This window comes from Streptomyces sp. NBC_01210, from assembly GCF_036010325.1.
GTDB lineage: Bacteria > Actinomycetota > Actinomycetes > Streptomycetales > Streptomycetaceae > Streptomyces.
The window spans coordinates 3,795,233-3,816,722 of record NZ_CP108549.1 but is presented as its reverse complement, the minus strand read 5'-3'; the positions used below and the strand labels follow the sequence as shown (position 1 = coordinate 3,816,722).

At 68.9% G+C, this 21,490-nt stretch carries 20 protein-coding genes, 1 tRNA gene and 1 pseudogene; 14 read left to right on the top strand and 8 right to left on the bottom strand.

Annotated elements, in window-relative coordinates:
• The first annotated feature begins 13 nt into the window (after positions 1-13).
• The 4 genes from OG735_RS17170 to OG735_RS17155 all read left to right on the top strand — a co-directional run bounded on the left by OG735_RS17170 (position 14) and on the right by OG735_RS17155 (position 4,851).
• Positions 14-583 carry a DUF501 domain-containing protein gene (locus tag OG735_RS17170; RefSeq protein WP_327324049.1) on the top strand — a complete coding sequence of 190 codons (570 nt, stop codon included), beginning with the start codon at positions 14-16 and terminating at the stop codon, positions 581-583.
• A complete protein-coding gene (locus tag OG735_RS17165) occupies positions 580-1,494 on the top strand; it encodes a Ppx/GppA phosphatase family protein (protein ID WP_327324048.1) in 915 nt (304 codons plus the stop codon). Before OG735_RS17170 ends, OG735_RS17165 begins: the two co-directional genes overlap by 4 nt.
• Before the next feature lie 359 nt (positions 1,495-1,853).
• Complete coding sequence (locus tag OG735_RS17160) at positions 1,854-3,266, top strand: NAD(P)/FAD-dependent oxidoreductase (RefSeq protein ID WP_327324047.1); 1,413 nt, start codon at positions 1,854-1,856, stop codon at positions 3,264-3,266.
• Positions 3,267-3,549: 283 nt separating this feature from the next.
• Positions 3,550-4,851, top strand: coding sequence for a cyclopropane-fatty-acyl-phospholipid synthase family protein (locus OG735_RS17155; protein ID WP_327324046.1), 1,302 nt, complete (start codon positions 3,550-3,552; stop codon positions 4,849-4,851).
• A 97-nt stretch (positions 4,852-4,948) separates the two neighbouring features.
• On the opposite strand, the gene OG735_RS17150 is transcribed toward OG735_RS17155, so the two are convergent.
• Both OG735_RS17150 and OG735_RS17145 read right to left on the bottom strand, forming a co-directional pair.
• Positions 4,949-7,495 carry an ABC transporter permease gene (locus tag OG735_RS17150; protein WP_327324045.1) on the bottom strand — a complete coding sequence of 849 codons (2,547 nt, stop codon included), beginning with the start codon at positions 7,493-7,495 and terminating at the stop codon, positions 4,949-4,951.
• Between the two features lie 51 nt (positions 7,496-7,546).
• Complete coding sequence (locus OG735_RS17145) at positions 7,547-8,317, bottom strand: ABC transporter ATP-binding protein (RefSeq protein ID WP_327324044.1); 771 nt, start codon at positions 8,315-8,317, stop codon at positions 7,547-7,549.
• Positions 8,318-8,668: 351 nt separating this feature from the next.
• On the opposite strand from OG735_RS17145, the gene OG735_RS17140 reads away from it, so the two are divergent.
• Positions 8,669-8,751 (top strand) — tRNA-Leu (locus OG735_RS17140).
• A 166-nt stretch (positions 8,752-8,917) separates the two neighbouring features.
• Complete coding sequence (locus OG735_RS17135; protein WP_327324043.1) at positions 8,918-9,808, top strand: Bax inhibitor-1/YccA family protein; 891 nt, start codon at positions 8,918-8,920, stop codon at positions 9,806-9,808.
• A gap of 80 nt (positions 9,809-9,888) precedes the next feature.
• Here the strand turns inward: OG735_RS17135 and OG735_RS17130 are convergent, their stop codons facing one another.
• On the bottom strand, positions 9,889-10,119 hold the full coding sequence (locus OG735_RS17130) for a DUF4287 domain-containing protein (protein ID WP_327324042.1): 231 nt from the start codon (positions 10,117-10,119) through the stop codon (positions 9,889-9,891).
• A 99-nt stretch (positions 10,120-10,218) separates the two neighbouring features.
• On the opposite strand from OG735_RS17130, the gene OG735_RS17125 reads away from it, so the two are divergent.
• Positions 10,219-10,545, top strand: a complete 327-nt coding sequence (locus OG735_RS17125; RefSeq protein WP_327324041.1) for a hypothetical protein — start codon at positions 10,219-10,221, stop codon at positions 10,543-10,545.
• 82 nt (positions 10,546-10,627) lie between these two features.
• Here OG735_RS17125 and OG735_RS17120 read toward each other — a convergent pair whose 3' ends face one another.
• The 3 genes from OG735_RS17120 to OG735_RS17110 form a co-directional block, all read right to left on the bottom strand.
• Positions 10,628-11,443 (bottom strand): hypothetical protein, encoded by an 816-nt coding sequence (locus tag OG735_RS17120; RefSeq protein WP_442812614.1) that lies wholly within the window; start codon positions 11,441-11,443, stop codon positions 10,628-10,630.
• A gap of 233 nt (positions 11,444-11,676) precedes the next feature.
• Complete coding sequence (locus OG735_RS17115) at positions 11,677-12,897, bottom strand: acetyl-CoA C-acetyltransferase (protein ID WP_327324039.1); 1,221 nt, start codon at positions 12,895-12,897, stop codon at positions 11,677-11,679.
• 111 nt (positions 12,898-13,008) lie between these two features.
• Positions 13,009-14,073, bottom strand: coding sequence for an SGNH/GDSL hydrolase family protein (locus OG735_RS17110; protein ID WP_327324038.1), 1,065 nt, complete (start codon positions 14,071-14,073; stop codon positions 13,009-13,011).
• Between the two features lie 162 nt (positions 14,074-14,235).
• Between OG735_RS17110 and OG735_RS17105 the strand changes: the two genes are divergently transcribed.
• The 7 genes from OG735_RS17105 to OG735_RS17075 all read left to right on the top strand — a co-directional run bounded on the left by OG735_RS17105 (position 14,236) and on the right by OG735_RS17075 (position 20,497).
• Positions 14,236-15,624 carry a cystathionine beta-synthase gene (locus OG735_RS17105; RefSeq protein ID WP_327324037.1) on the top strand — a complete coding sequence of 463 codons (1,389 nt, stop codon included), beginning with the start codon at positions 14,236-14,238 and terminating at the stop codon, positions 15,622-15,624.
• Between the two features lie 859 nt (positions 15,625-16,483).
• On the top strand, positions 16,484-16,861 hold the full coding sequence (locus OG735_RS17100; RefSeq protein ID WP_327324036.1) for a WXG100 family type VII secretion target: 378 nt from the start codon (positions 16,484-16,486) through the stop codon (positions 16,859-16,861).
• Positions 16,862-16,877: 16 nt separating this feature from the next.
• On the top strand, positions 16,878-17,183 hold the full coding sequence (locus OG735_RS17095) for a WXG100 family type VII secretion target (protein WP_327324034.1): 306 nt from the start codon (positions 16,878-16,880) through the stop codon (positions 17,181-17,183).
• Positions 17,183-18,883, top strand: coding sequence for an RNase A-like domain-containing protein (locus OG735_RS17090; protein WP_327324033.1), 1,701 nt, complete (start codon positions 17,183-17,185; stop codon positions 18,881-18,883). Before OG735_RS17095 ends, OG735_RS17090 begins: the two co-directional genes overlap by 1 nt.
• Positions 18,884-18,894: 11 nt before the next feature.
• Positions 18,895-19,467, top strand: coding sequence for a hypothetical protein (locus OG735_RS17085; protein WP_327324032.1), 573 nt, complete (start codon positions 18,895-18,897; stop codon positions 19,465-19,467).
• A 22-nt stretch (positions 19,468-19,489) separates the two neighbouring features.
• Positions 19,490-19,789: an RNase A-like domain-containing protein gene (locus OG735_RS17080; protein ID WP_327324031.1), complete on the top strand. Its 300-nt coding sequence runs from the start codon at positions 19,490-19,492 to the stop codon at positions 19,787-19,789.
• 12 nt (positions 19,790-19,801) lie between these two features.
• On the top strand, positions 19,802-20,497 hold the full coding sequence (locus OG735_RS17075) for a contact-dependent growth inhibition system immunity protein (protein ID WP_327324030.1): 696 nt from the start codon (positions 19,802-19,804) through the stop codon (positions 20,495-20,497).
• Here OG735_RS17075 and OG735_RS17070 read toward each other — a convergent pair.
• Both OG735_RS17070 and OG735_RS17065 read right to left on the bottom strand, forming a co-directional pair.
• Entirely contained in the window at positions 20,494-20,913 is a 420-nt protein-coding gene (locus OG735_RS17070) for a hypothetical protein (RefSeq protein WP_327324029.1), read from the bottom strand. The genes OG735_RS17075 and OG735_RS17070 overlap by 4 nt on opposite strands.
• Positions 20,914-21,161: 248 nt before the next feature.
• Positions 21,162-21,361, bottom strand: a pseudogene (locus tag OG735_RS17065) (ATP-binding cassette domain-containing protein); the annotation flags it as partial.
• Between the last annotated feature and the right edge of the window lie 129 nt (positions 21,362-21,490).

Below are 21,490 nucleotides of genomic sequence, written 5' to 3'. Positions count from 1 at the left end.
AACCAAGGCAGGCATGGAAACGCCCCCTCCCACCACCGACCCCACTCCGCCGACCGACGCGGACATCGCCGCGTTCAAGGAGCAGCTCGGCCGCCCGCCGCGCGGTCTGCGCGCGATCGCGCACCGCTGCCCGTGCGGCCTGCCGGATGTCGTCGAGACCGCTCCGCGACTCCCCGACGGCACCCCGTTCCCGACGCTGTACTACCTGACCTGCCCGCGGGCCGCGTCGGCGATCGGCACGCTCGAGGCGAACGGCGTCATGAAGGAGATGACCGAGCGCCTGGCGACCGACCCGGAGCTGGCCGCCGCGTACCGCGCCGCCCACGAGGACTACATCGCGCGCCGTGACGCGATCGAGGTGCTGGAGGGCTTCCCCAGCGCCGGCGGCATGCCCGACCGGGTGAAGTGCCTGCACGTCCTGGTCGGCCACTCGCTCGCGGCCGGGCCCGGGGTCAACCCGCTGGGCGACGAGGCGATCGCCATGCTCCCCGAGTGGTGGCGCAAGGGCCCCTGTGTCGTGCCGTGTGAAGAAGTCGCGCCCCGTGAAGCGGTCGCGCCCCGTGAAGAAGGGGACAAGGAGTGACCCGGGTCGCCGCCATCGACTGCGGTACGAACTCCATCCGCCTCCTCGTCGCCGACGCGGACCCCGAGACCGGCGAGCTGGTCGACCTCGACCGGCGAATGATCATCGTCCGGCTGGGTCAGGACGTGGACCGCACCGGACGGCTCGCGCCCGAGGCGCTGGAGCGGACCTTCGCGGCCTGCCGCGAGTACGCCGCCGTCATCAAGGAGCACGGTGCCGAGAAGCTCCGCTTCGTGGCCACCTCCGCCTCGCGTGATGCCGAGAACCGCGACGAGTTCGTCCTCGGCGTCCTCGACATCCTCGGCGTCGAGCCCGAGGTGATCACCGGCGAACAGGAGGCGGAGTTCTCCTTCACCGGCGCCACCGGGGGCCTGCCGGGCCACGAGGAGCGCCTGGTCGTGGACATCGGCGGCGGCTCGACCGAGTTCGTCGTCGGCGAGGAGCACGTGCTGGCCGCGCGGTCCGTCGACATCGGCTGCGTACGGCTCACGGAGCGCCACATCCGCAACGATCCGCCGGCGGCCGACGAGATCGCCGCGATCCGCGCGGACATCCGGGCCGCGCTCGACCTGGCGGAGGAGACCGTCCCGCTGCGGGAGGCGCGCACCCTGGTCGGTCTCGCCGGATCGGTGACGACGGTCGCGGGGATCGCGCTCGGTCTCGACGCATACGACTCGACGAAGATCCACCACGCCCGGATCCCTTACGAGCAGGTGGCGAGGATCAGCGACACGCTGCTGGACTCCACGCACGAGCAGCGCGCCGCGTACCGGGTCATGCACCCGGGGCGCGTGGATGTCATCGGCGCCGGGGCGCTGGTGCTGAGGGAGATCATGGAGAGGATCGGCGCGCGCGAAGTGGTCGTCAGCGAGCACGACATCCTCGACGGGATCGCCTGGTCCATCGCCTAGGGACCGGTCTCGCGACTGCGGCGCGACGAACTTCGTGAAGTTCTTCACAAGGAAAACGTCCTTGTGGGGCGCTGCGGGGGGGTGGAAAGCCCCCCGCAGCCCACCCGTCCGTGCCGGGTGCGTGCATTCGGGACGGATCCAGGCATGTTGCGGGAGTGTTGATCAGGGCAGTGGTCCACCGCCGGGCGGCCCGTTAGGGACCAGCTCACGGGGGGCGAACAGTGTTTGCCTTTACACCGTGGTTCCCCTCCGCCGCCATGACCTCGGTCACGTGGGCGGCGCAGTGTAGCAGAGGTGGGTCAGGAGCTTGTGAAGGGGCTCACGAGCACCCCCTCCGAGGGGGGTGGATACTCGATGGCATGAGCACCACGGAGCGTCCCAGGATCCTCGTTGTAGGCGGTGGGTACGTAGGCCTGTACGCAGCTCGACGCATTCTGAAGAAGATGCGTTACGCGGAAGCGACCGTCACGGTCGTGGACCCGCGCTCGTACATGACGTACCAGCCCTTCCTCCCCGAAGCTGCCGCCGGCAGCATCTCGCCGAGGCACGTCGTCGTACCGCTGCGACGCGTCCTGCCCAAGGCCGAGGTGCTCACCGGTCGGGTTACCACCATTGATCAGGACCGCAAGGTCGCCACGATCTCGCCGCTGGTCGGCGAGGCGTACGAGGTGCCCTTCGACTACCTGGTCGTCGCGCTCGGCGCGATCTCCCGCACCTTCCCGATCCCCGGCCTCGCCGAGCAGGGCATCGGTATGAAGGGCATCGAAGAGGCCATCGGCCTGCGCAACCACGTACTCGAGCAGCTCGACAAGGCCGACTCGACGACCGATGAGGACGTCCGCCGCAAGGCGCTCACCTTCGTCTTCGTGGGCGGCGGCTTCGCCGGCGCCGAGACCATCGGCGAGGTGGAGGACCTGGCGCGCGACGCGGCCAAGTACTACACGAACGTCAAGCGCGAGGACATGCGCTTCATCCTGGTCGACGCGGCCGACAAGATCCTTCCCGAGGTCGGTCCGAAGCTGGGCAAGTACGGCAAGGAGCACCTCGAGGGCCGCGGCATCGAGATCTACCTCTCGACGTCGATGGACTCCTGCGTGGACGGCCACGTGGTGCTGAAGAACGGTCTCGAGGTCGACTCCAGCACCATCGTGTGGACGGCCGGTGTGAAGCCGAACCCGGCGCTGGCCCGCTACGGCCTTCCGCTGGGCCCGCGCGGCCACGTCGACACCACGACGACGCTGCAGGTCCAGGGCACCGACTACATCTGGGCCGCCGGCGACAACGCCCAGGTCCCGGACGTCGCGGCCCGCAAGGCCGGCGTGGAGAACGCCTGGTGCCCGCCGAACGCCCAGCACGCGCTGCGTCAGGCGCGGCTCCTCGGCGACAACGTCATCTCCGGTATGCGGGGCTTCCCGCAGAAGGAGTACAGCCACGCCAACAAGGGTGCGGTGGCCGGTCTCGGCATGCACAAGGGCGTCGCGATGATCGTCATGGGCAAGGTGAAGATCAAGCTCAAGGGCCGGCTCGCCTGGTACATGCACCGTGGCTACCACGGCATGGCGATGCCGACCTGGAACCGCAAGATCCGTGTCTTCGCGGACTGGACGCTGGCGATGTTCCTGAAGCGTGAGGTCGTCTCGCTCGGCGCGATGGAGTCGCCGCGCGAGGAGTTCTACGAGGCGGCGAAGCCGGCTCCGGCGGCCGCTCCGAAGCCGGCAGCGGAGAAGGCCGAAGAGCAGAAGGCGGAAGCAGAGAAGGCCAAGGCCTCCTAGCCGCAGCAGCACAGCACGTCCTGCCCCGAAGGGGTCGCCCGCCATCCGTGGTGCGGGCGGCCCCTTCGGCCGTGCCCGGCACATTTCTTCCGTCAACGGCGCAGCCGCACGCGCCCGTTCCCGTCGCCCGGACGGGTACGTGTGGCATGCAGGTATTTTGCTCGGGCATTGCGTGATGTCGGGAAGCACGCAGGGTGGTCGGATTGTTCCCTGGAGTGCACCGCGCAGCCAGCGCGCGTGGTGCGCAGCATTTCTGGGATCCACCGTCACGGAGGTGTGCGCCATGGCCGACGCCGCACTGCGGCTGACCACTCTTGCCGAGGAGTTGCTCGGAGACCCGCTCCCGGTCCGAATCCGGGCCTGGGACGGCAGCGAGGCCGGGCCGCCGGGCGGTCCCGTACTCGTCATTCGGCACCGGCGCGCGCTGCGCCGACTGTTGTGGCGGCCCGGGGAGCTCGGGCTGGTCCGGGCCTGGGTGGCCGGGGAGATCGATGTCGACGGCGATCTGTACACCGCGCTCGGCCTGCTCGCCGGGCTCCTCTGGGAGCGCGGCGACAAGTCCACGGACAGCGTCCACCCCGTCCGCGACCCGCGCATGCGCGCCGCCGCCCGCGGGCTGCTGAAGATCGGCGGGGTGCTGCCACCGCCCGCCCCGCCCGCCGAGGAAGTCCGGCGGCGCTTGGGGCCGCTGCACACCAAGCTCCGCGACAAGCGGGCCATCAGCCACCACTACGACGTCGGCAACGACTTCTACGCGCTGGTGCTCGGGCCGTCGATGGTCTACTCGTGCGCGTACTGGGAGGACGAGGACAGCAGTCTCGAGGACGCCCAGCGCGACAAGCTCGACCTCATCTGCCGCAAGCTCGACCTGAAGGAGGGGAGCCGGCTCCTCGACGTCGGCTGCGGCTGGGGCGCCATGGCCATCCATGCCGCCCGCGAGTACGGCGTCCAGGTCATCGGCGTCACCCTCTCCCGTGAGCAAGCCGCCTTCGCCCGCAAGCGCATCGCCGAAGAGGGCCTCACCGACCGGATCGAGATCCGCGTTCAGGACTACCGGGACGTCAGGGACGGTCCGTACGACGCCATTTCCTCCATCGGTATGGCCGAACACGTCGGTGAGGTCCGCTACCACGAGTACGCCGAACAGCTCTTCTCGCTCCTCAGGCCCGGCGGCCGGCTGCTCAACCACCAGATCGCCCGCCGTCCCGAGAAGGACGAATCCGCCTACCAGGTGGACGAGTTCATCGACCGGTACGTCTTCCCGGACGGTGAGCTCGCCCCGCTCGGCCGTACTGTCGGCACGCTCGAGGAAGCCGGCTTCGAGGTCCGTGACGTCGAGTCGATCCGCGAGCACTACGCGCTCACACTGCGCCAGTGGGTCGCCAATCTGGAGGCGAACTGGCGCAAGGCGGTGCGGCTCAGCACTCCTGGCCGCGCCCGTGTCTGGCGGCTCTACATGGCTGCCTGTGCGCTCTCCTTCGAGCACAACAGGATCGGGGTCAACCAGATCCTGGCCGTGAAGTCGCCGGAGAGCGGGACCTCCGGGCTGCCGCTGCGTACGCGCGAATGGAATCGGGCCGGGTGAGTCGGCCTGGGGCCGACTGAGGTTCCGGGCGATCCGGCCGCAAGCGCAAGGGCCCCGCGACCTGCACAGGTCGCGGGGCCCTTGCGGCGTACAGGACCTACTCGGTCTTGATCGCCGTCAGCATGTTCAGCTTCGCGGCACTGCGCGCCGGCCACAGCGCGGCCAGCACCCCGACCACACCGGCGAGCAGCAGGAAGATCCCGATCCGGTCCCACGGCATGACCAGCGCGTACCCGGGGATCTGCTTCCTGATCGTCTCGCCGATCGCCCAGGCCAGGAAGGACCCGAGCCCGACACCGATCACCGCGCCGAAGACCGAGATCACCACCGCCTCCAGGCGGATCATGCGCTTGACCTTGCGGCGGTCCAGGCCGATCGCCCGCAGCATGCCGATCTCCTGCTGACGCTCGAAGACGGACATCGCGAGGGTGTTGATGACGCCGAGGACCGCGATGATCAGGGCCATCGCCAGCAGTCCGTACATGATGTTCAGCAGTGTGTTGATCATGCCGCCGAACTTGTTCCGGATGTCCTGCTGGTCCATGACGCTCATCGCCGGGCTGTTACCCAGCGCGTCCACCAGCGCCTGCTCGTTGGCCTTGGTCGGGCCGCCGTCCATCTTCACCCAGACCTCGGGGATGTACGGCTTCGCCTCGTACGGAGCGACGATGTCCGTGGACACCAGCACCGGCGAGAGGAACTCGTTGTCGGTGTAGACCGCGCCGACCGTCAGGTTCTTCGTCTCGGCCTTGCCGCCGTCGTGGTCGTCGCCGAACTTCACCGACAGCGAGTCACCGGGCTTCCAGCCGTTGGACTTGGCGGTCTTCTCGGCGACCGCGATCTGGCCCTGTCCGAGGGTGGCCATGGAGCCGGAGACCGTCTTGAGGTCGAAGACCTTCTCCACGTCCCCGGGAGTGACCGCGGAGACCGAGTGCCATTCGCCCTTGATCTCCAGCGAGGTGGCCTGTTGCGGGGAGACCGCGCTGACACCCTTCGCCTTCTCCAGCGCGGTCAGCGCCGACTTGTCCAGCGCACCGCCGCCGGCCATCGTCACCATGTAGTCGGCCCTGATGTTGTCCGTGGTCATCTTGTCCACGGCACGGCCCATCGTGACGCCGAGCACCGAGAGGCCGGTGACCAGAGTCAGACCGATGGCCAGCGCCGAGGCGGTGGCTCCGGTACGGCGCGGATTACGGACCGCGTTCTGGCCGGCCAGCTTGCCGGACACTCCGAACACACGGTGCAGCAGCGGGCGCGCCAGCGCGATCACGGGACGGGACAGCAGCGGAATCAGCACGATGATGCCGATCATCGTCAGGAACGCGCCGCCCGCGATGAGCATCCGGCCGTCCTTGCCGACCGCCGCGCCGCCGAGGATCCCGGCCGCGCCGAGCAGCGTGATCACGCCGCCGATGGAGTTCCGTACGACCAGCGACTTGGTGGTCGCCACCGCGTGCACGCTGCTCATCGCCGCCACCGGCGGGATCTTCGCGGCCCGGCGGGCGGGCAGCCACGCGGCGAGCACGGTGACCAGCACACCGACCGCGAGGGCGGAAGCGATCGCGGTGGGCGAGATGATCAGCGGACCCGCCGGCACCTTCGCGCCAAAGGAGGTCATCGCGGAACGCAGCCCGGTCGCCAGCCCGATACCGAGGACGAAGCCGATCACGGAGGCGAGTGCGCCGACGACCAGCGCCTCGAGCATCACCGAGCGCTTGACCTGGCGGCGCGAGGCGCCGACGGCGCGCATCAGCGCCAGCTCCCTGGTGCGCTGGGCGACCAGCATGGTGAAGGTGTTGGCGATCAGGAAGACGCCGACGAAGAGCGCGATGGCCGCGAAGGCGAGCAGCATCGTGTTGAGGTTGCTCAGGCCCTCCTCGATCATCCTGGCCTGGTCGTCGGCGAGCTGCTTGCCGGTCTGCGCCTCGGCGTCCTTGGGCAGCAGCGGCTTGACCGTGTCCAGGATCTTCTGGTCGGAGGCTCCGGCCGCGGCGGTGACGGTGACGTCCTTGAAGTAGCCGGGCTGCAGATACAGCTTCTGCGCGACCGGGGTGTCGAAGAGAACCAGGCTGCCGCCGGCGTTGACCGCGCCGTCCTCGGTGGTGAAGACACCCGAGAGGGTGTACTCCTTCACCGGGCCGTTGGTCGCGACCCGCACGGTGTCCCCGACCTCGTACTTGCCCTTGGTCGCGGAGTCCTGGTCGAGGGCGACCTGACTGTCCTTCACCGGGCCCGAGCCGTCGGTGAAGCTGTACTGGCCGTCCTTGCCGTCCTTGCCGGGGGCGAAGTTCGCACCGGTGTTGGACCAGCCGTTGCCGATCAGCTTGCCGTCCTGGTCGGCGACGCCGGCGAAGCCGGAGACCCGCCCGGTGGCGCCGGCGACCCCGTCCAGACCCCGGATCCTCTCCAGGGTCTTGTTGTCGATCCCGGCGTTCTTCTTGCCGTCGGTCTGGTTGGTGTACGTGGTGACGGCGACCGCGACATTGTCGTAGCTCTTGGCCGACTGCTTGCGGTAGGCGTTGCCGAGGGTGTCGGTGAAGACCAGGGTGCCGGAGACGAAGGCCACGCCGAGCATTACGGCGAGTACGGTCATCAGCAGTCTGGCCTTGTGCGCGAGCACATTGCGCAGGGCGGTACGGAACATGTCTGAGTCAGTCCTGGTGTGAGAGCCGGAGGTCTACGGGTCAGCGGTCGTTCAGCTGGTCCGGCCCCTGGCGTCGAACTCCTTCATCCGGTCGAGGACGCCGTCCGCGGTGGGGTGCAGCATCTCGTCGACGATCCGGCCGTCGGCCAGGAAGATCACCCGGTCGGCGTAGGAGGCGGCCACCGGGTCGTGCGTGACCATGACGACGGTCTGCCCCATCTCGCGTACGGAGTTGCGCAGGAAGCCCAGCACCTCCGCGCCGGAGCGCGAGTCCAGGTTTCCGGTCGGCTCGTCACCGAAGATGATCTCCGGCTGGGAGGCCAGGGCGCGGGCGACGGCGACGCGCTGCTGCTGGCCGCCCGAGAGCTCGGTGGGGCGGTGGCTGAGCCGGTCCTGCAGGCCCACCATGTCGATGACTCGCTGCAGCCACTGCTTGTCCGGCTTGCGGCCCGCGATGTCCATCGGGAGGGTGATGTTCTCAAGGCCGGTCAGCGTCGGCAGCAGGTTGAACGCCTGGAAGATGAAGCCGATCTTGTCCCGGCGCAGCTGGGTCAGCTGCTTGTCCTTGAGGGACCCGAGCTCGGTCTCACCGATCCGTACGGACCCGGAGCTGAAGCTGTCCAGGCCGGCCACGCAGTGCATCAGCGTGGACTTGCCGGAGCCCGAGGGGCCCATGATCGCGGTGAACTCCGCCTGCCGGAAGTCCACGGTGACCCGGTCCAGCGCGACCACCTGGGTCTCGCCCTGTCCGTACACCTTGGACAGTTCCGTGGCGCGGGCGGCCACTGCGGTGGCGCGGTGAGCGATGGGGGTGGTGGTCACGAGGAAGGCTCCTGTCGAGGTGGCTGAGGGGACCACCCCATCCTGTCCGCCGCCCGGCCGCGGATCGTCCGTCCGGATGCCCGTTCCCGGGGCCCACTTGGGTCGGACCGCACGGCCCGTTCCTCCTCCTTTGGTATGACGGCGTCCCTGAGACGCGAGGAGGCGACTTTCCGTCATTCCCGTGATGGCGCGAGGGCCGCCGGCGGCCGTGCGGTGCGGGTACGAATGCCCCCTTACCTGCACTGACGCACCCTCAGAAGCCAATAAAATAAGACAACATCGGGCCACAGGGCCCGCAGACCGGTAGATCCACCCGGATAGGCTCAGGGGCCGAAGCGGACCGCACGCCTTGCCCGGATGGTGGAATGCAGACACGGCGAGCTTAAACCTCGCTGCCCCTCGGGGGCGTGCCGGTTCAAGTCCGGCTCCGGGCACTTCATTGCCGCTTCCACCTGCAGCTGACCGCCCCGCCGGGGCGCCGTCCTGGATGCGGGTCCGGTCACGATCCTGGAAAGATCCTCCCCGAGCACTAGAGTGTTGCTTTTGCCTTCGCATTACTCTTGTCGTCAAGGCCGCGCAGGGTGGCCATGGAGGAGTGAAATGAGGAGCAGTAACCCGGTCTTCTCGCGACGGGGGTTCAGCCGCGACAACGGCTACGCGGGGTTCAACGCGCAGCAGCCGCAGGCCGGGGGCCCCGCCGTAGGAACCAACCCCTACGCCCAGGGCGCGGGCAACCCGTACGCGACCAACCCTTACGCACCGGCGGACGCGCAGTACGGCGCCGGCCCGCAGGCTCCTGCCCGCGCCAATGTGATGACCATCGACGACGTCGTGGCGCGTACCGCCATGACGCTCGGCACGGTCGTCCTCACCGCGGTGCTCGCCTGGGTCATGCTGCCGGTCGACGAAGCCAATATCGGCAAGTCGTACGGCATCGCGATCGGCGCGGCCCTGGTGGCCATGGTCCTTTCGCTCATCCAGGCGTTCAAGCGCAAGCCGGTGCCGGCGCTCATCCTGGCGTACGCGGCCTTCGAGGGTGTCTTCCTCGGAGTGATCTCCAGCGCCGTCAGCACCTACATCGGCCCGGGCACGGTGGTGCAGGCCGTCATGGGCACCATGTGTGTCTTCGTCGGTGTGCTCATCGCGTACAAGACCCGGCTGATCCGGGTCAACCGCCGCTTCTACGGCTTCGTGATGGCAGCTGCCATGGGCTTCATGCTCCTCATGGCCGTGAACCTGCTGTTCGCCCTGTTCGGCGGCGGTGACGGCCTCGGCTTCCGCAGCGGTGGCCTCGGCATCCTCTTCGGTGTCATCGGCATCATCCTCGGCGCGTGCTTCCTGGCCCTCGACTTCAAGCAGGTCGAGGACGGGGTCACGTACGGCGCCCCGCGCGAGGAGTCCTGGCTGGCGGCCTTCGGCCTCACCATGACCCTGGTGTGGATCTACCTGGAGATGCTGCGACTGCTGTCGATCCTCCAGGGCGACGACTGACGCAGTCGGCTGTAGTCGTGCGAAGGGCCCGCAGGCAACCGCCTGTGGGCCCTTCGGCGGTTTCGGCACACCTGGAGCGGCTAGAGCAGTTTGCGCGCTGCCCGCCTCAGGTCGTACTCATGGATGATCGCTTTGGCGTGTCCGTAGGCGAGGTCGTGCTCGCTCCGGAGCCAGCTGACCTTCTCCTCGAAGCGGAAGAGGGACGGGCCTTCGTCGACGGTGCGGAGCCAGTCGGAGATTTCACGACCGGTGCAATGGGGGATTCGCGAGAGCAGATTTCGATGGGTCTCTTCGGAGAAGACTTGGGACATCGGCGCCTCCGGACGCGTTGCGCGTGTGCTCCTTCCCGCCACCGTGCCTGAGCGCTCGCGTATTGGCAACAGGCCGGGGGCGGCGCGTAGGGTCGCGGCGTGTTTGATACCACTGAGCTGACGGCCGCCGTGGACCGCTTCGCCGACCGGTTGCGGGCCGCGCCGCAGAGCCGGCTGCAGCGTGGTGCGGCCGCCGAAGGGCTGGGGCTGGCCAGGGAATTGGCGCTGCGGGCCCAGCGGATCGAGGTACCGGACAGGGCGCCGCGGATCATGCCCGACGCGGGTCCGTTCGCGGTTGCTGATCAACTGATGGTGGCCGGGCGGGATTTGGCCGAGGCATTGCGAGCGGCCCCGTCCGGTTCCCTGGAGGAGGTCGACGAGGCCGTGAGTCTGGTGCGGGCGGCGATGGGCCGGGCGGGGCTGTAGCCCGGGGCCTGACGTGCGGGGGGCCGGGCTGTCACCCGTGGGACGGTGCGTGCAAGGGCCGGGCCGGCACCCGGGGGGCGGGCTAGAGCGACGCGATCACGCGGTCCGCGAGGATGTACACGCTCTCCTCGCCGCACGCGAAGGTCAGGGCGTACGCGCCGGAGACACCGGAGCCGCCCAGCAGCACCGGGCTGTCGCCCGCGCGCACCGCCTCGGCGAGCCGCTCCGCCGTCTCCCGGTGGCCGGGGGTCAGACAGAGCGTCGTGCCGTCGGCGAAGGCATAGACATCGAGTGTGCCGAGCGGGCCGGGGCGTACGTCCGTGAGCTCCGTACCCGTCTCCGCGAGCTGCTCGAGGCGGGCCACGGTGCGCTCATGGTCGGTGACCACCGGGGTCTGGACCGGCACGAAGTCGGGGTGCGAGGGGTGGCGGCGGCGGGCGGCGGCCAGCTCGGGGGAGTCCTCGGCGAACTCCGTCACCTCGGGCAGGTCCGCCATGTCGTCGAACGCCTCGATCGCGTCGAAGTCCATCGCCTCCAGACCCACGAAATCGGACTGGCGCGGTACGTAGAACGGGAGCTCCTCGCCGGGGGCGGCTAGGCCACCGAGCAGCGAGGGGGCGTCCGCCGCGTCGCGGGTCTCCTGCGCGGCCCAGAAGGCGCGCGCCTCGGCCAGCTCGCGCTCCCGCTCCTCGGCGAGCGCCTCCGCGACGGCGGCGCGTATCTCGGCGGCCGGGGTGGCGCGGGCCTGCGGTACGACCGCGAGGCGGCCGGTGCCGTGCGTCCTGGCCAGCTCGGTGCGCAGGGCGGTGACCTGCTTGCGCAGACGGTAGGCGGCGTGCAGGGCAGCGGCGCCCACGGCCGTGGCGGTGGCCGCGGTCAGCAGCAGGGCAAGAGGCATGGCGCTCACTGACGTACTCCCTGTTTCATCGATCCCCCCGACTTCCTACATCAGCTTGCGGTGAACCCGCTCGTCCTGTCAGTGCATTACGTCACGAATTGGACAGAACTTTGGCCCCGGTGTTTAGCGGGAAAACCACTCTGACCTGGGGAAACAGCTCTCCCCCAGGGCATAGGTCACATCCTGGGGGAGATTCAGTCACGACTTGAGCTCCGAAGGGCCCGAGAAGTGCGTCAGCTCAGGCGCTCGATGACCATCGCCATGCCCTGACCGCCGCCCACGCACATGGTCTCCAGACCGAACTGCTTGTCGTGGAACTGCAGGCCGTTGATGAGCGTGCCGGTGATCCGCGCGCCCGTCATGCCGAAGGGGTGGCCGACGGCGATGGCGCCACCGTTGACGTTGACCTTGTCCACGTCCAGGCCGAGGTCCCGGTAGGACGGGATGACCTGGGCCGCGAAGGCTTCGTTGATCTCGGCCAGGTCGATGTCGCCGATGGTCAGGCCGGCGCGCTTGAGCGCCTGCTTGGAGGCCTCGACCGGGCCGTAGCCCATGATCTCGGGGGAGAGGCCGGAAACGCCGGTGGAGACGATCCGGGCCAGCGGGGTCAGGCCGAGCTCGCGCGCCTTGGTGTCGCTCATGATCACGAGCGCGGCGGCGCCGTCGTTGAGCGGGCAGCAGTTGGCGGCGGTGACGAAGCCGTCGGGGCGGAAGACCGGCTTCAGGCCCTGCACGCCCTCCAGGGTGACGCCCGCACGCGGGCCGTCGTCCTTGGAGACGACCGTGCCGTCCGGGGTCGTCACCGGGGTGATCTCGCGCTCCCAGAAGCCGTTCTTGAGGGCTTCCTCGGCGAGGTTCTGGGACCGTACGCCGAACTCGTCCATGTCCTGGCGGGTGACGCCCTTGAGGCGCGCCAGGTTCTCGGCGGTCTGGCCCATGGCGATGTACGCGTCCGGGACCAGGCCGTCCTCGCGCGGGTCGTGCCAGTCGGCGGCGCCGTTCTCGGCGACGGCGGCGGTGCGGGCCTGGGCCTCGGCGAAGAGCGGGTTGTGCGTGTCCGGCAGGGTGTCGGAGTTGCCCTTCACGAAGCGGGACACCATCTCGACACCGGCCGAGATGAAGACATCGCCCTCGCCGGCCTTGATGGCGTGCAGCGCCATGCGGGAGGTCTGGAGCGAGGAGGAACAGTAGCGGGTGACGGTGCAGCCGGGGAGGTGGTCCATTCCCATCTGCACGGCGACGATCCGGCCGAGGTTGTGGCCCTGCTCACCGCCGGGCAGGCCGCAGCCGAGCATCAGGTCGTCGATGTCCTTGGGGTCGAGCTCGGGGACCTTGGCGAGCGCGGTCTGGATGATCGTGGCGGTCAGATCGTCGGCGCGCAGATCCTTCAGGGAGCCCTTGAAGGCCCGGCCGATGGGGGAGCGGGCAGCAGAGACGATCACGGCTTCGGGCATCACGGCTCCAGGAGGGCGAGAGTACGCAGGACTGACTGGGAAGTTACCCGTACGTATCGCGTAGGTCACCGTGCGAGCCGTGTGATGCGGGCCTCTTTTCTAAGCGTCCGCTCAGTCCGGACGTTCCCGTGACCGGTTGCGACCGGTTGCGCCCGGTGCGCCACCGGACGTTCCCGTGCCTGTGTACGCCTGGTGTGCCTCCGAAGCTGCCGGCTCCGTCGTCGGCGAAGGTGCTGGAAGACGCCGACGCCTGCGGTGCTTGAGCAGTGCCCAGGGCGCCCTCGCGGCCGTGACCTCCGTGCCCGCCTCCGCCGCCGCGGTCGCCGCCGCCCTGGCCACGGGCAGCACGCCTTCGTTGCGGTCCGCCTCCGGGTGGTCCGACTCCGGCCACAGCCCCAGCACCGCGCAGAGCGTCGGCAGCATCGCCATCGCCGCCGTCGCGTACCCCTCCGCCGACGGGTGGTAGTTGTCCGCGCCGAACATCTCGCGAGGATTCGCCGCGAACTCCGGGCCCAGCAGATCGCCCAGCGAGACCGTACGGCCGCCCTGCTCCACCACCACGATCGTCTGGGCCGCGGCCAGCTGCCGCGAGACCCGGCGGGCCAGCCAGCGCAGCGGCTGGTACACCGGCTCGATCGTGCCCAGATCAGGGCATGTGCCGACCACCACCTCCGCGCCCGCTGTACGCAGCCTGCGCACCGCGGAGGAGAGATACCGGACGGACTGCGTGGGTGGCATCCGGTGCGTGACGTCATTCGCGCCAATCATGATCACGCAGACGTCGGGCGTACGGGTCCGGTCCGCGAGCAGCAGCGTGACCTGGCGCTCCAGATCGTCCGACATCGCGCCCGGAAGCGCGATGTTGAGCACCTCCACCGGCCGCTCCGCCACCGCCGCCAGGCCCGACGCGAGCAGTGCCCCCGGCGTCTGACCGGCCCGGCGCACGCCCTGCCCCGCCGCCGTCGAGTCGCCGAGTACCACCAGGAGCAGCGGATCGGTGCGCCCGAAGGCCAGCCCGTACATGCCGTCCCCGCGCGGCGGGACCGGAGCCTTGCCCCCGCCCACCGAGCGCTTCGCCAGCTGCACCTCGGCCAGCACCACCCCTACGGCCGCCGCCCCGAGCAGCCCGATGCTGCCGCCGCCGTAGGCCGCACCTGCGGCGATGCGTCGTGCCACCCTCGCCCTCGACACGGTCCGAGCCACCTCCTCGTAGCCACCTCGTGGCCGTACGTCAGCCAACGGCAGTCATCAGCTAACTGCCCCGTAGCTACCGTCGCCCAATCCCGTGCTCGTCGGCTTACGCTGGCCGCACCACTACGGAGATCCCGGAGAAACATTGTGCGCATCCACCACTCGATGATCAGTCTTGTCGGCAATACCCCGCTGGTGAAGCTGAACAGCGTGACCGCAGGCATCCAGGCGACCGTCCTGGCCAAGGTCGAGTACTTCAACCCCGGCGGCTCGGTGAAGGACCGGATCGCCCTGCGCATGATCGAGGCGGCCGAGCAGAGCGGCGCGCTGCAGCCCGGCGGCACGATCGTCGAGCCGACCAGCGGAAACACTGGTGTCGGACTTGCCATCGTGGCCCAGCAGAAGGGCTACAAGTGCATCTTCGTCTGCCCGGACAAGGTGTCCACGGACAAGATCAATGTGCTCCGTGCGTACGGCGCCGAGGTCGTCGTCTGCCCGACGGCCGTCGACCCCGAGCACCCCGACTCGTACTACAACGTCTCGGACCGGCTGGTGCGGGAGACTCCGGGCGCCTGGAAGCCCGACCAGTACTCCAACCCCAACAACCCCCGTTCGCACTACGAGACCACCGGTCCTGAGCTCTGGGACCAGACGGACGGGCGGATCACCCACTTCGTCGCGGGCGTCGGCACCGGCGGCACCATTTCCGGGACCGGCCGCTACCTCAAGGAGGTCAGCGACGGGAAGGTCGCGGTCATCGGCGCGGATCCGGAGGGCTCCGTGTACTCCGGCGGCTCCGGCCGGCCGTACCTCGTCGAGGGTGTCGGCGAGGACTTCTGGCCGAGTGCGTACGACCGGACGGTGACCGACGAGATCGTCGCCGTCTCCGACAAGGACTCCTTCCAGATGACGCGCCGCCTCGCCAAGGAGGAGGGGCTGCTCGTCGGCGGCTCGTGCGGCATGGCGGTGGTCGCCGCGCTGCGCGTGGCCGAGCGGCTCGGCCCCGACGACGTCGTGGTCGTCCTGCTGCCGGACGGCGGCCGCGGCTACCTCAGCAAGATCTTCAACGACGAGTGGATGGCCGACTACGGCTTCCTGGAGGGCGAGGGCCCGTCCGCGAGCGTCAACGACGTGCTCAAGGACAAGGAGGGCGGCAAGATCCCGAGCCTGGTGCACATGCACCCGGAGGAGACCGTCGGCGAGGCGATCGAGGTGCTGCGGGAGTACGGCGTCTCGCAGATGCCGATCGTGAAGCCGGGAGCGGGACACCCGGACGTGATGGCGGCGGAGGTCATCGGCTCCGTCGTCGAACGGGAGCTGCTGGACGCGCTGTTCACGCAGCGCGCCTCGCTGTCCGACCCGCTGGAGAAGCACATGTCCTCGCCGCTGCCGCAGGTCGGCTCGGGCGAGCCGGTCGGCGACCTGATGAAGGTGCTCGGCGAGGCCGACGCGGCGATCGTGCTGGTCGAGGGGAAGCCCACCGGTGTGGTGAGCCGTCAGGACCTGCTGGCGTTCCTGGCGAAGGGTGGCAACTAGCGGCGGAAGCATGCGTGTTTTCCGTCGCGCCCGGTCCGGGGGCAACCTCCCGGACCTCCCGGCCGCGAAAAAGGTACGAGCGCGTCACGTTCACGCAGCACCCGCTTAACACGCGTCCGGCACAGTGGTGGATGTCGGCAGGGCGACCGGGCAGGTAACCCGGCCGACACCCACAGCGGCGTCTAGGACCTCCGGAGCGGCTCCCGGACCTCCCAAGACGCCCTGGACGCGGAGACCGGCCCTGACCCGGGACCGTGTCCCACGCGGGGACCGCCGTCGTCCCGCCCTCCGGTTCGCCGGGGGTGCGGCGGTCCCCGCCAAGACTTTTTTGCCGGCCCCGTGGCCGAGCCAGGTGCTGGGGCGGGTTTTGGAAGTAGCGCTGTCCGCCCGCAGGGCGGGCCCTGCGGCGTCTGATGCGTGCAATCGCAAGGCGGAGGATCGTTCTCGTACTGGATGTACTTGGTCCGGCAGCATCGCGGGGGGTTCCGCCTGCCTCCAGCTTCAACCGGCCACTGCGATGGCCAGCGGGGGGTTCTCCCTCCCGCACGATTCCTCAGCGCCTCGTGGCGCACACCCGGTGTCGTCGATGATCAGCACACCGTCGGGCCGGTCGAGTCTCCCCGCGACGTATCCCTGCAGATCGTCGCGGAACTCCTCGGGATCCCACCGGGTCCCGGCGAGAAGTCGCCGTAGTCCGTCCGGCGTCCTGAGCGGCCACGTGGAGACGCGCCAGGGTGCGACTCCCCTACGAGGTGCGGGCGGTGCGGATTGCTACGGTTAACGCAGGGACCAAGGGTGGAGCCGGAGTTCACACAGGGGGAACCCAATGGGGGAAGGTGCGGGTAAAGCAGATCTCGCCGTGCAGCCCGAGAAGCTGAAGAAGCTCGCCAATGACCTCGACACCATGCAGGAATACCTCAACCGGCAAGTGCGGCGCATGGACGAGATCGTCGACCGGATCGAGGCGCACTGGCGCGGTCCGGCAGCGGAGGCCTACCGCAGCCGTCACCGCGGGGCGGCGGAAGACGCGGTGCGGATTCGGGAAGTGATGAAGGTGCTGGCGCAGGCCGTGCGCCTGAGTGAGGGTGGCTTCACGGCGCAAGAGCTCGACACGCTGCGGCAGTTCAGGCGGGTCCAGGTCAACCTGGATGTCGAGGCGGAGGCAGCCGCCCTTTCCACACGCCACACGGCATCCGCGCCGACAGCCGCGCCGATCAGTCGAATCCACGACTTGTGAATCCAGGGGGACCAGCGTGCCATCGGGCGACGACGACATAGCCGTCGACTTCCCAAGCCTGTCCGAGCTCGCCGCCGAACTTGAGGACATCGCCAGGACGACGAACGAACAGCTGGAGATTCTGTACGACCGGGTGGAGAAGGTCGTCCTGACGTGGGAGGGCGAGACTCGCCACGCGTTCGTCGACGAACTCGACCGGTGGGATGTGTCCGCCCAGGATTTGGAGGCGCTCCAGACCTGGCTCCACGAACGCGTGGTAAGCGGCCACGTCACCTACGCGGCCGCCCACCGGGCTGTGCTGCGCGGCTGGGGGGCGGCCTGATGAGCACGCCGCCTCCCCCCGCACAGCCCGGAGGGTTCGACGTCCAGCCGCCGCACGTCTACCACGCTTCGGGCCTGGTGAAGGAAGCACAGTTCGGGCATGCCGAGCGTGCCTTCGTGCTGGTCGACGTCCTGAACAAGTACAACCAGTCCGCGGGCACCGGCCACGGCGCGGATGCCTTCGCCGATGCCTACATGAAGGTGACCGAGAAGTTCCTGGAGGCCTGGGGCAGGTCGGTGGTGAGTGTCGGCGGAGTGGCCGTCGGACTGACCCTCACCGCCAACCACTACGTACTGGCCGACTGGGAGGCCGACGGCCGCAAGGGCCCGCAGCCCGCCAGCCGGCCGGAGCCGGTCGTCATCAACAAGCCGCCGCGCTATGGCCCGGTCAACACCGTCAAGTGGTCGGGCACCGGCGAGGACGTCGATTCCTGGTGGATCTCCGGCGCAATCGGCGAGGTCCCGGACTTCCTCGCGGACGCCATCAGGCCTGGGATTGAAAAGGGCCTGCGCCTCGGCAAGGTCCACGAGATCACCCCGGGCATGCGCGAGGACGAGGTCCGGGATATGGCCACGGCGTGGCGGAACCTCGCCGGCGACGTAACGAAGGCGGGTGACGAACTCACGGCGGCCATCGCCTACATCACCGACCCGAAAGGCAACGGTGAGTGGCAGGGCGCGATGAAGGCGTTCTGCCAGTCGATCTGGGGCACCACCGAATGGGGACGGCCGCTGGGTGAGGACGGCAAGCGGAACCGGGCCGGACGCAGCTGGCGGACCGACCGCAACCAGCGTGGTCCCAAGCGGCCCATCCTCGACGTGCTGAAGAAGACCGCCGACGCCGTGCCGGGGATCCTCGAGCACATGGCCGACGTCGGTGACCGGACCACCGAGACCACCCGCCGCCTTGGGACCGAAGCCGCGAAGGCGATGGTCAAGGACCTGACGGACATCGACCTCGGTAAGTTGACCAAGCTCGCGGTGGGCGGGATCGTCACCCAGGTCGTGCTCAGTTTCCGGTCCCACATGGACAAGGCCGGGATGGACGCCGCAGTCGAGAACTACCACCGCGAGTTCACCGAGGCGGCCGCCAAACTCAACAACCTCCTCCCGGAGCTGGAAGAGGCCGTACTCAGTGCGCCGACCTACCAGGCCGAGACGGCACGGGCCCAGGGTTTCGGCGGGCGAGCTCTCAACGAGTTCAAGCGGGAGCACAGCTGGCAGCGCGGCGGGGAGAGCCCCATCCCATTCATGTACTCGCTGGACCTCGCGACGAACGAGGAGCTCAGTGGAGGGCACACGCTCGACAAGCACGTCGGCAAGACCGACGATCAGCTGCTGCAGCGCCACCGGGACCAGTCCAAGGAGTCGTCGGGCAAGCTGGAGCTTCCCGCGACGTCGAGCTTCCGGGACCTGGAGTCGGCCCAGAAGTACACGCAGTACTGCATCCGCCAGAACACGGCAGAGATCCAGGATTGGCTGAAGAATCCGCCCCCGGACCCGCCATCGAAATCGTTCCAGGTCGCCTCGGTCCCGAACGAAGGGCCGCTCGCCGGACCCACCGTGACGGGACGGACATCAGGGCAGCTGGACAGGACCACCCCCGGCCCCGTCGAGGACGCCCATGGGGTGACCACCCGTCTGAAGTACGACCCGAACCTCGACCCGCCCTTCGTCGTCTTCACATCAGCGCCTGAGTAGAGGAGTGGACCATGGAAGACCTCAGCGCTGAGGAATGGGCCGATGCGCTCGAACTTTACGATGACAGCTACACCTTCGTCCGGGTCGCACCGCGCGAGCATGCCGAGTGGTGGCTCGACGTCACCGCGATCATTCGTGGCGAGGCGCAGGACGCGCGCGGCTGGCGGTCGATCGATCCGGACGAGGAGGAACCGGAGCGCCTGGAAGATCCGCTGTTCCCCTGGCTGGCGCCCCCCTCGACACGGGAGGAAACGGAACATCACCGTTCACCCGTGAAGGAGCTTCCGCGGGTTTCGGTCCCCTCACTGCTAGTCCTGCTCGGAATCGTCGGCTGGGACGTCCGGAAGACGTACCGGTGGGAGGAGCGTCGGTCAGAGATGGAACGCCGGGCGGAAGTGATCATGGCACGCTTCGCCGAAGGCACCCGCTTCTACTCCAACATCGGCTGGACGGGGAAGGAGCCGGACTTCTACGAACAACCCGTCACAGGAATGAATCCGTTCAGCCGATACGGCTGGGATGCCGGCCTGATCGCCGTGAACGACGCCGAAGTCGCCCTGATCTGGGCATTCATGCCCATCTGAACCACCGCCTGAAGGGGAACCCGTGCTCACCCGCTCCGCCACCTACCCCGACCGGGAAGCAGCTCAATGGGCCACCCAGGAGGTCGTCAACCGTAACGAACAGGCCATTCATCGCTGGCTCGCCCAGGGCACCCGCCCGCGCCTCACCATCGAGGCGGCCTGGCCGTCCCGCACGGATCCGGTTGGCCGTGTGCTGCTCCAGGCCATGGTCTTCGCCGGCCGTGGGCCGGTGGACGTGCGGGCCGCTCGGGTGGTGCTCCGGCGAGAGCCGGCCGGGCCGCAGGGCTTCGTCGTGCACTCCACCTTCCCCATCTACGTGTAGAGGCGCGCGCCCATGTCCTTGAAGCCCCTGGAGTTCGACCGCCGTTACGGCGAGCTGGACCACGTCTTCAGTGCGTACGTCGGCCAGCTTGCCGACGACACGCCGGAGCGGCCCAGCTCGGCGCTCACCGCCTATCTCCGACACACCTGGCACAGCCGCCCATGGGCCCTGGCGGTGGCGGAGCAGCAGCTCCGCGAGTACGCCGAGCATCCCCCCGGTCGACTGCGACTTCGGCTGGGTGAGTTCCACCCGCTGCCGGACACCGGGGTGCCCGATGCCGAGGTCAGGGAGTGGCTGCTCGCCCTCGCTGGCCACACCCGGCGCAGCATCGAGGAGGGCGAAGTTCCGCCGCCGTCGCCGGTCCCCGACACCCACTGGGAATGGCACGCCCGCTTCCCCGAACTGACGCAGTTCCTCGGTGGATGGTTCTCGCAGGACATGCCGGACGAGTTCGCCGACCACGACGCGGCGATCGACGACTACGCCGCCACGACGGACCGTACGCTTGTGGCCCGGCTTGTCGGTGAGCTGCGCGAGCTGGTCGCTCTCGCTCTGGACGAACCCGACTACGTCGTCGGTGCGGCGGAACTGGGTATGGAGGTGGAGCCGCCGGAACCGCATGCGACGTCCGACTGGCTGACACACGTCGCGGACCGGCTGAGCGCCTTCCGGCCCGACTACGGCGGACCGGATCGGCGGCCTAATTAGTCCTCCCAGTCGGACTTCTCGCGCTGCTGCCGGCGGAACCACGGCCAACCCCTGGCCGCGTGGACCGCGTTCACGCCGACGATGCCGAGCCAGGTCACCACCAGGCCCTCGAGGTTGGCGTTCACCACGCCGATCGCCGACAGCGGGATGGCCAGGATCATCGAGACGATGCCGAAGCCGAAGCGCTCCCCGAAATTCGACTCCGAGGAGTGCGGCGGGCGGGCGCCACGGGCGACCACCATCTGCTGCTCGGCAAGCTGGCGGCGGACACGGCGGTCCACCGTGCCGTCGAGCCGCTGCTCGACCTTCTCCAGGAACGATTCGACGAGTGCGGACTCGTACTCCTCCCCCAGCTCGCGGCGGGCGTGCAGGGTGGCGTCGAGCTCCTTTTTGAGCTCAGGGTCGCGGGCTTCCATAGTCGTTCACGCTACGTGCGACCGGCCGTCGCGTCAGTGGGGTTAGCCCCACTGTTTTCCCTTGGGGGTACCTGGGGGGCGGTCCTGCCCCCACCCGGTCGGGAGTTGCTCCCGCCCCCCGGGTGGGGGCAGCCGGTGCAGGCGTCCTACACGGCTGCTCCGTCGTCAGTACGGCGCCGAGCCGGGCCAGCGCCAACTCAGCCACGCTGCTTTGGCCTCCCGGATGTCCATCTGTTCGGCGTGGATCCGCCCGAGATGGGGCGACCCTGCCGGTTGATCATGTGGAGCGCGGTCGTCCTACCGCATCCGGAGGGACCGACCAGGACGGTGATACCGCCCTGGTCCATCTCCAGGTGAGGTCGTGGGCTGCCGTGGTGCCGTTGGGAAGCGCTCCGGGGGTCCGGGGGTGTCCCCCGGAGAGACGCAGCACTGCTTCGAATTTGATCATCAGTCGTCCCTTGCCCGGCCTGCATATCGTCATGCAGAGTTCTCGGTGTCTGAATAAAATGTCAATGCCCCGGGGTAATCACTGGTTACGGATGCTCGGGGAGCAAGACAAGCCGTCCGAAAGGGAGGG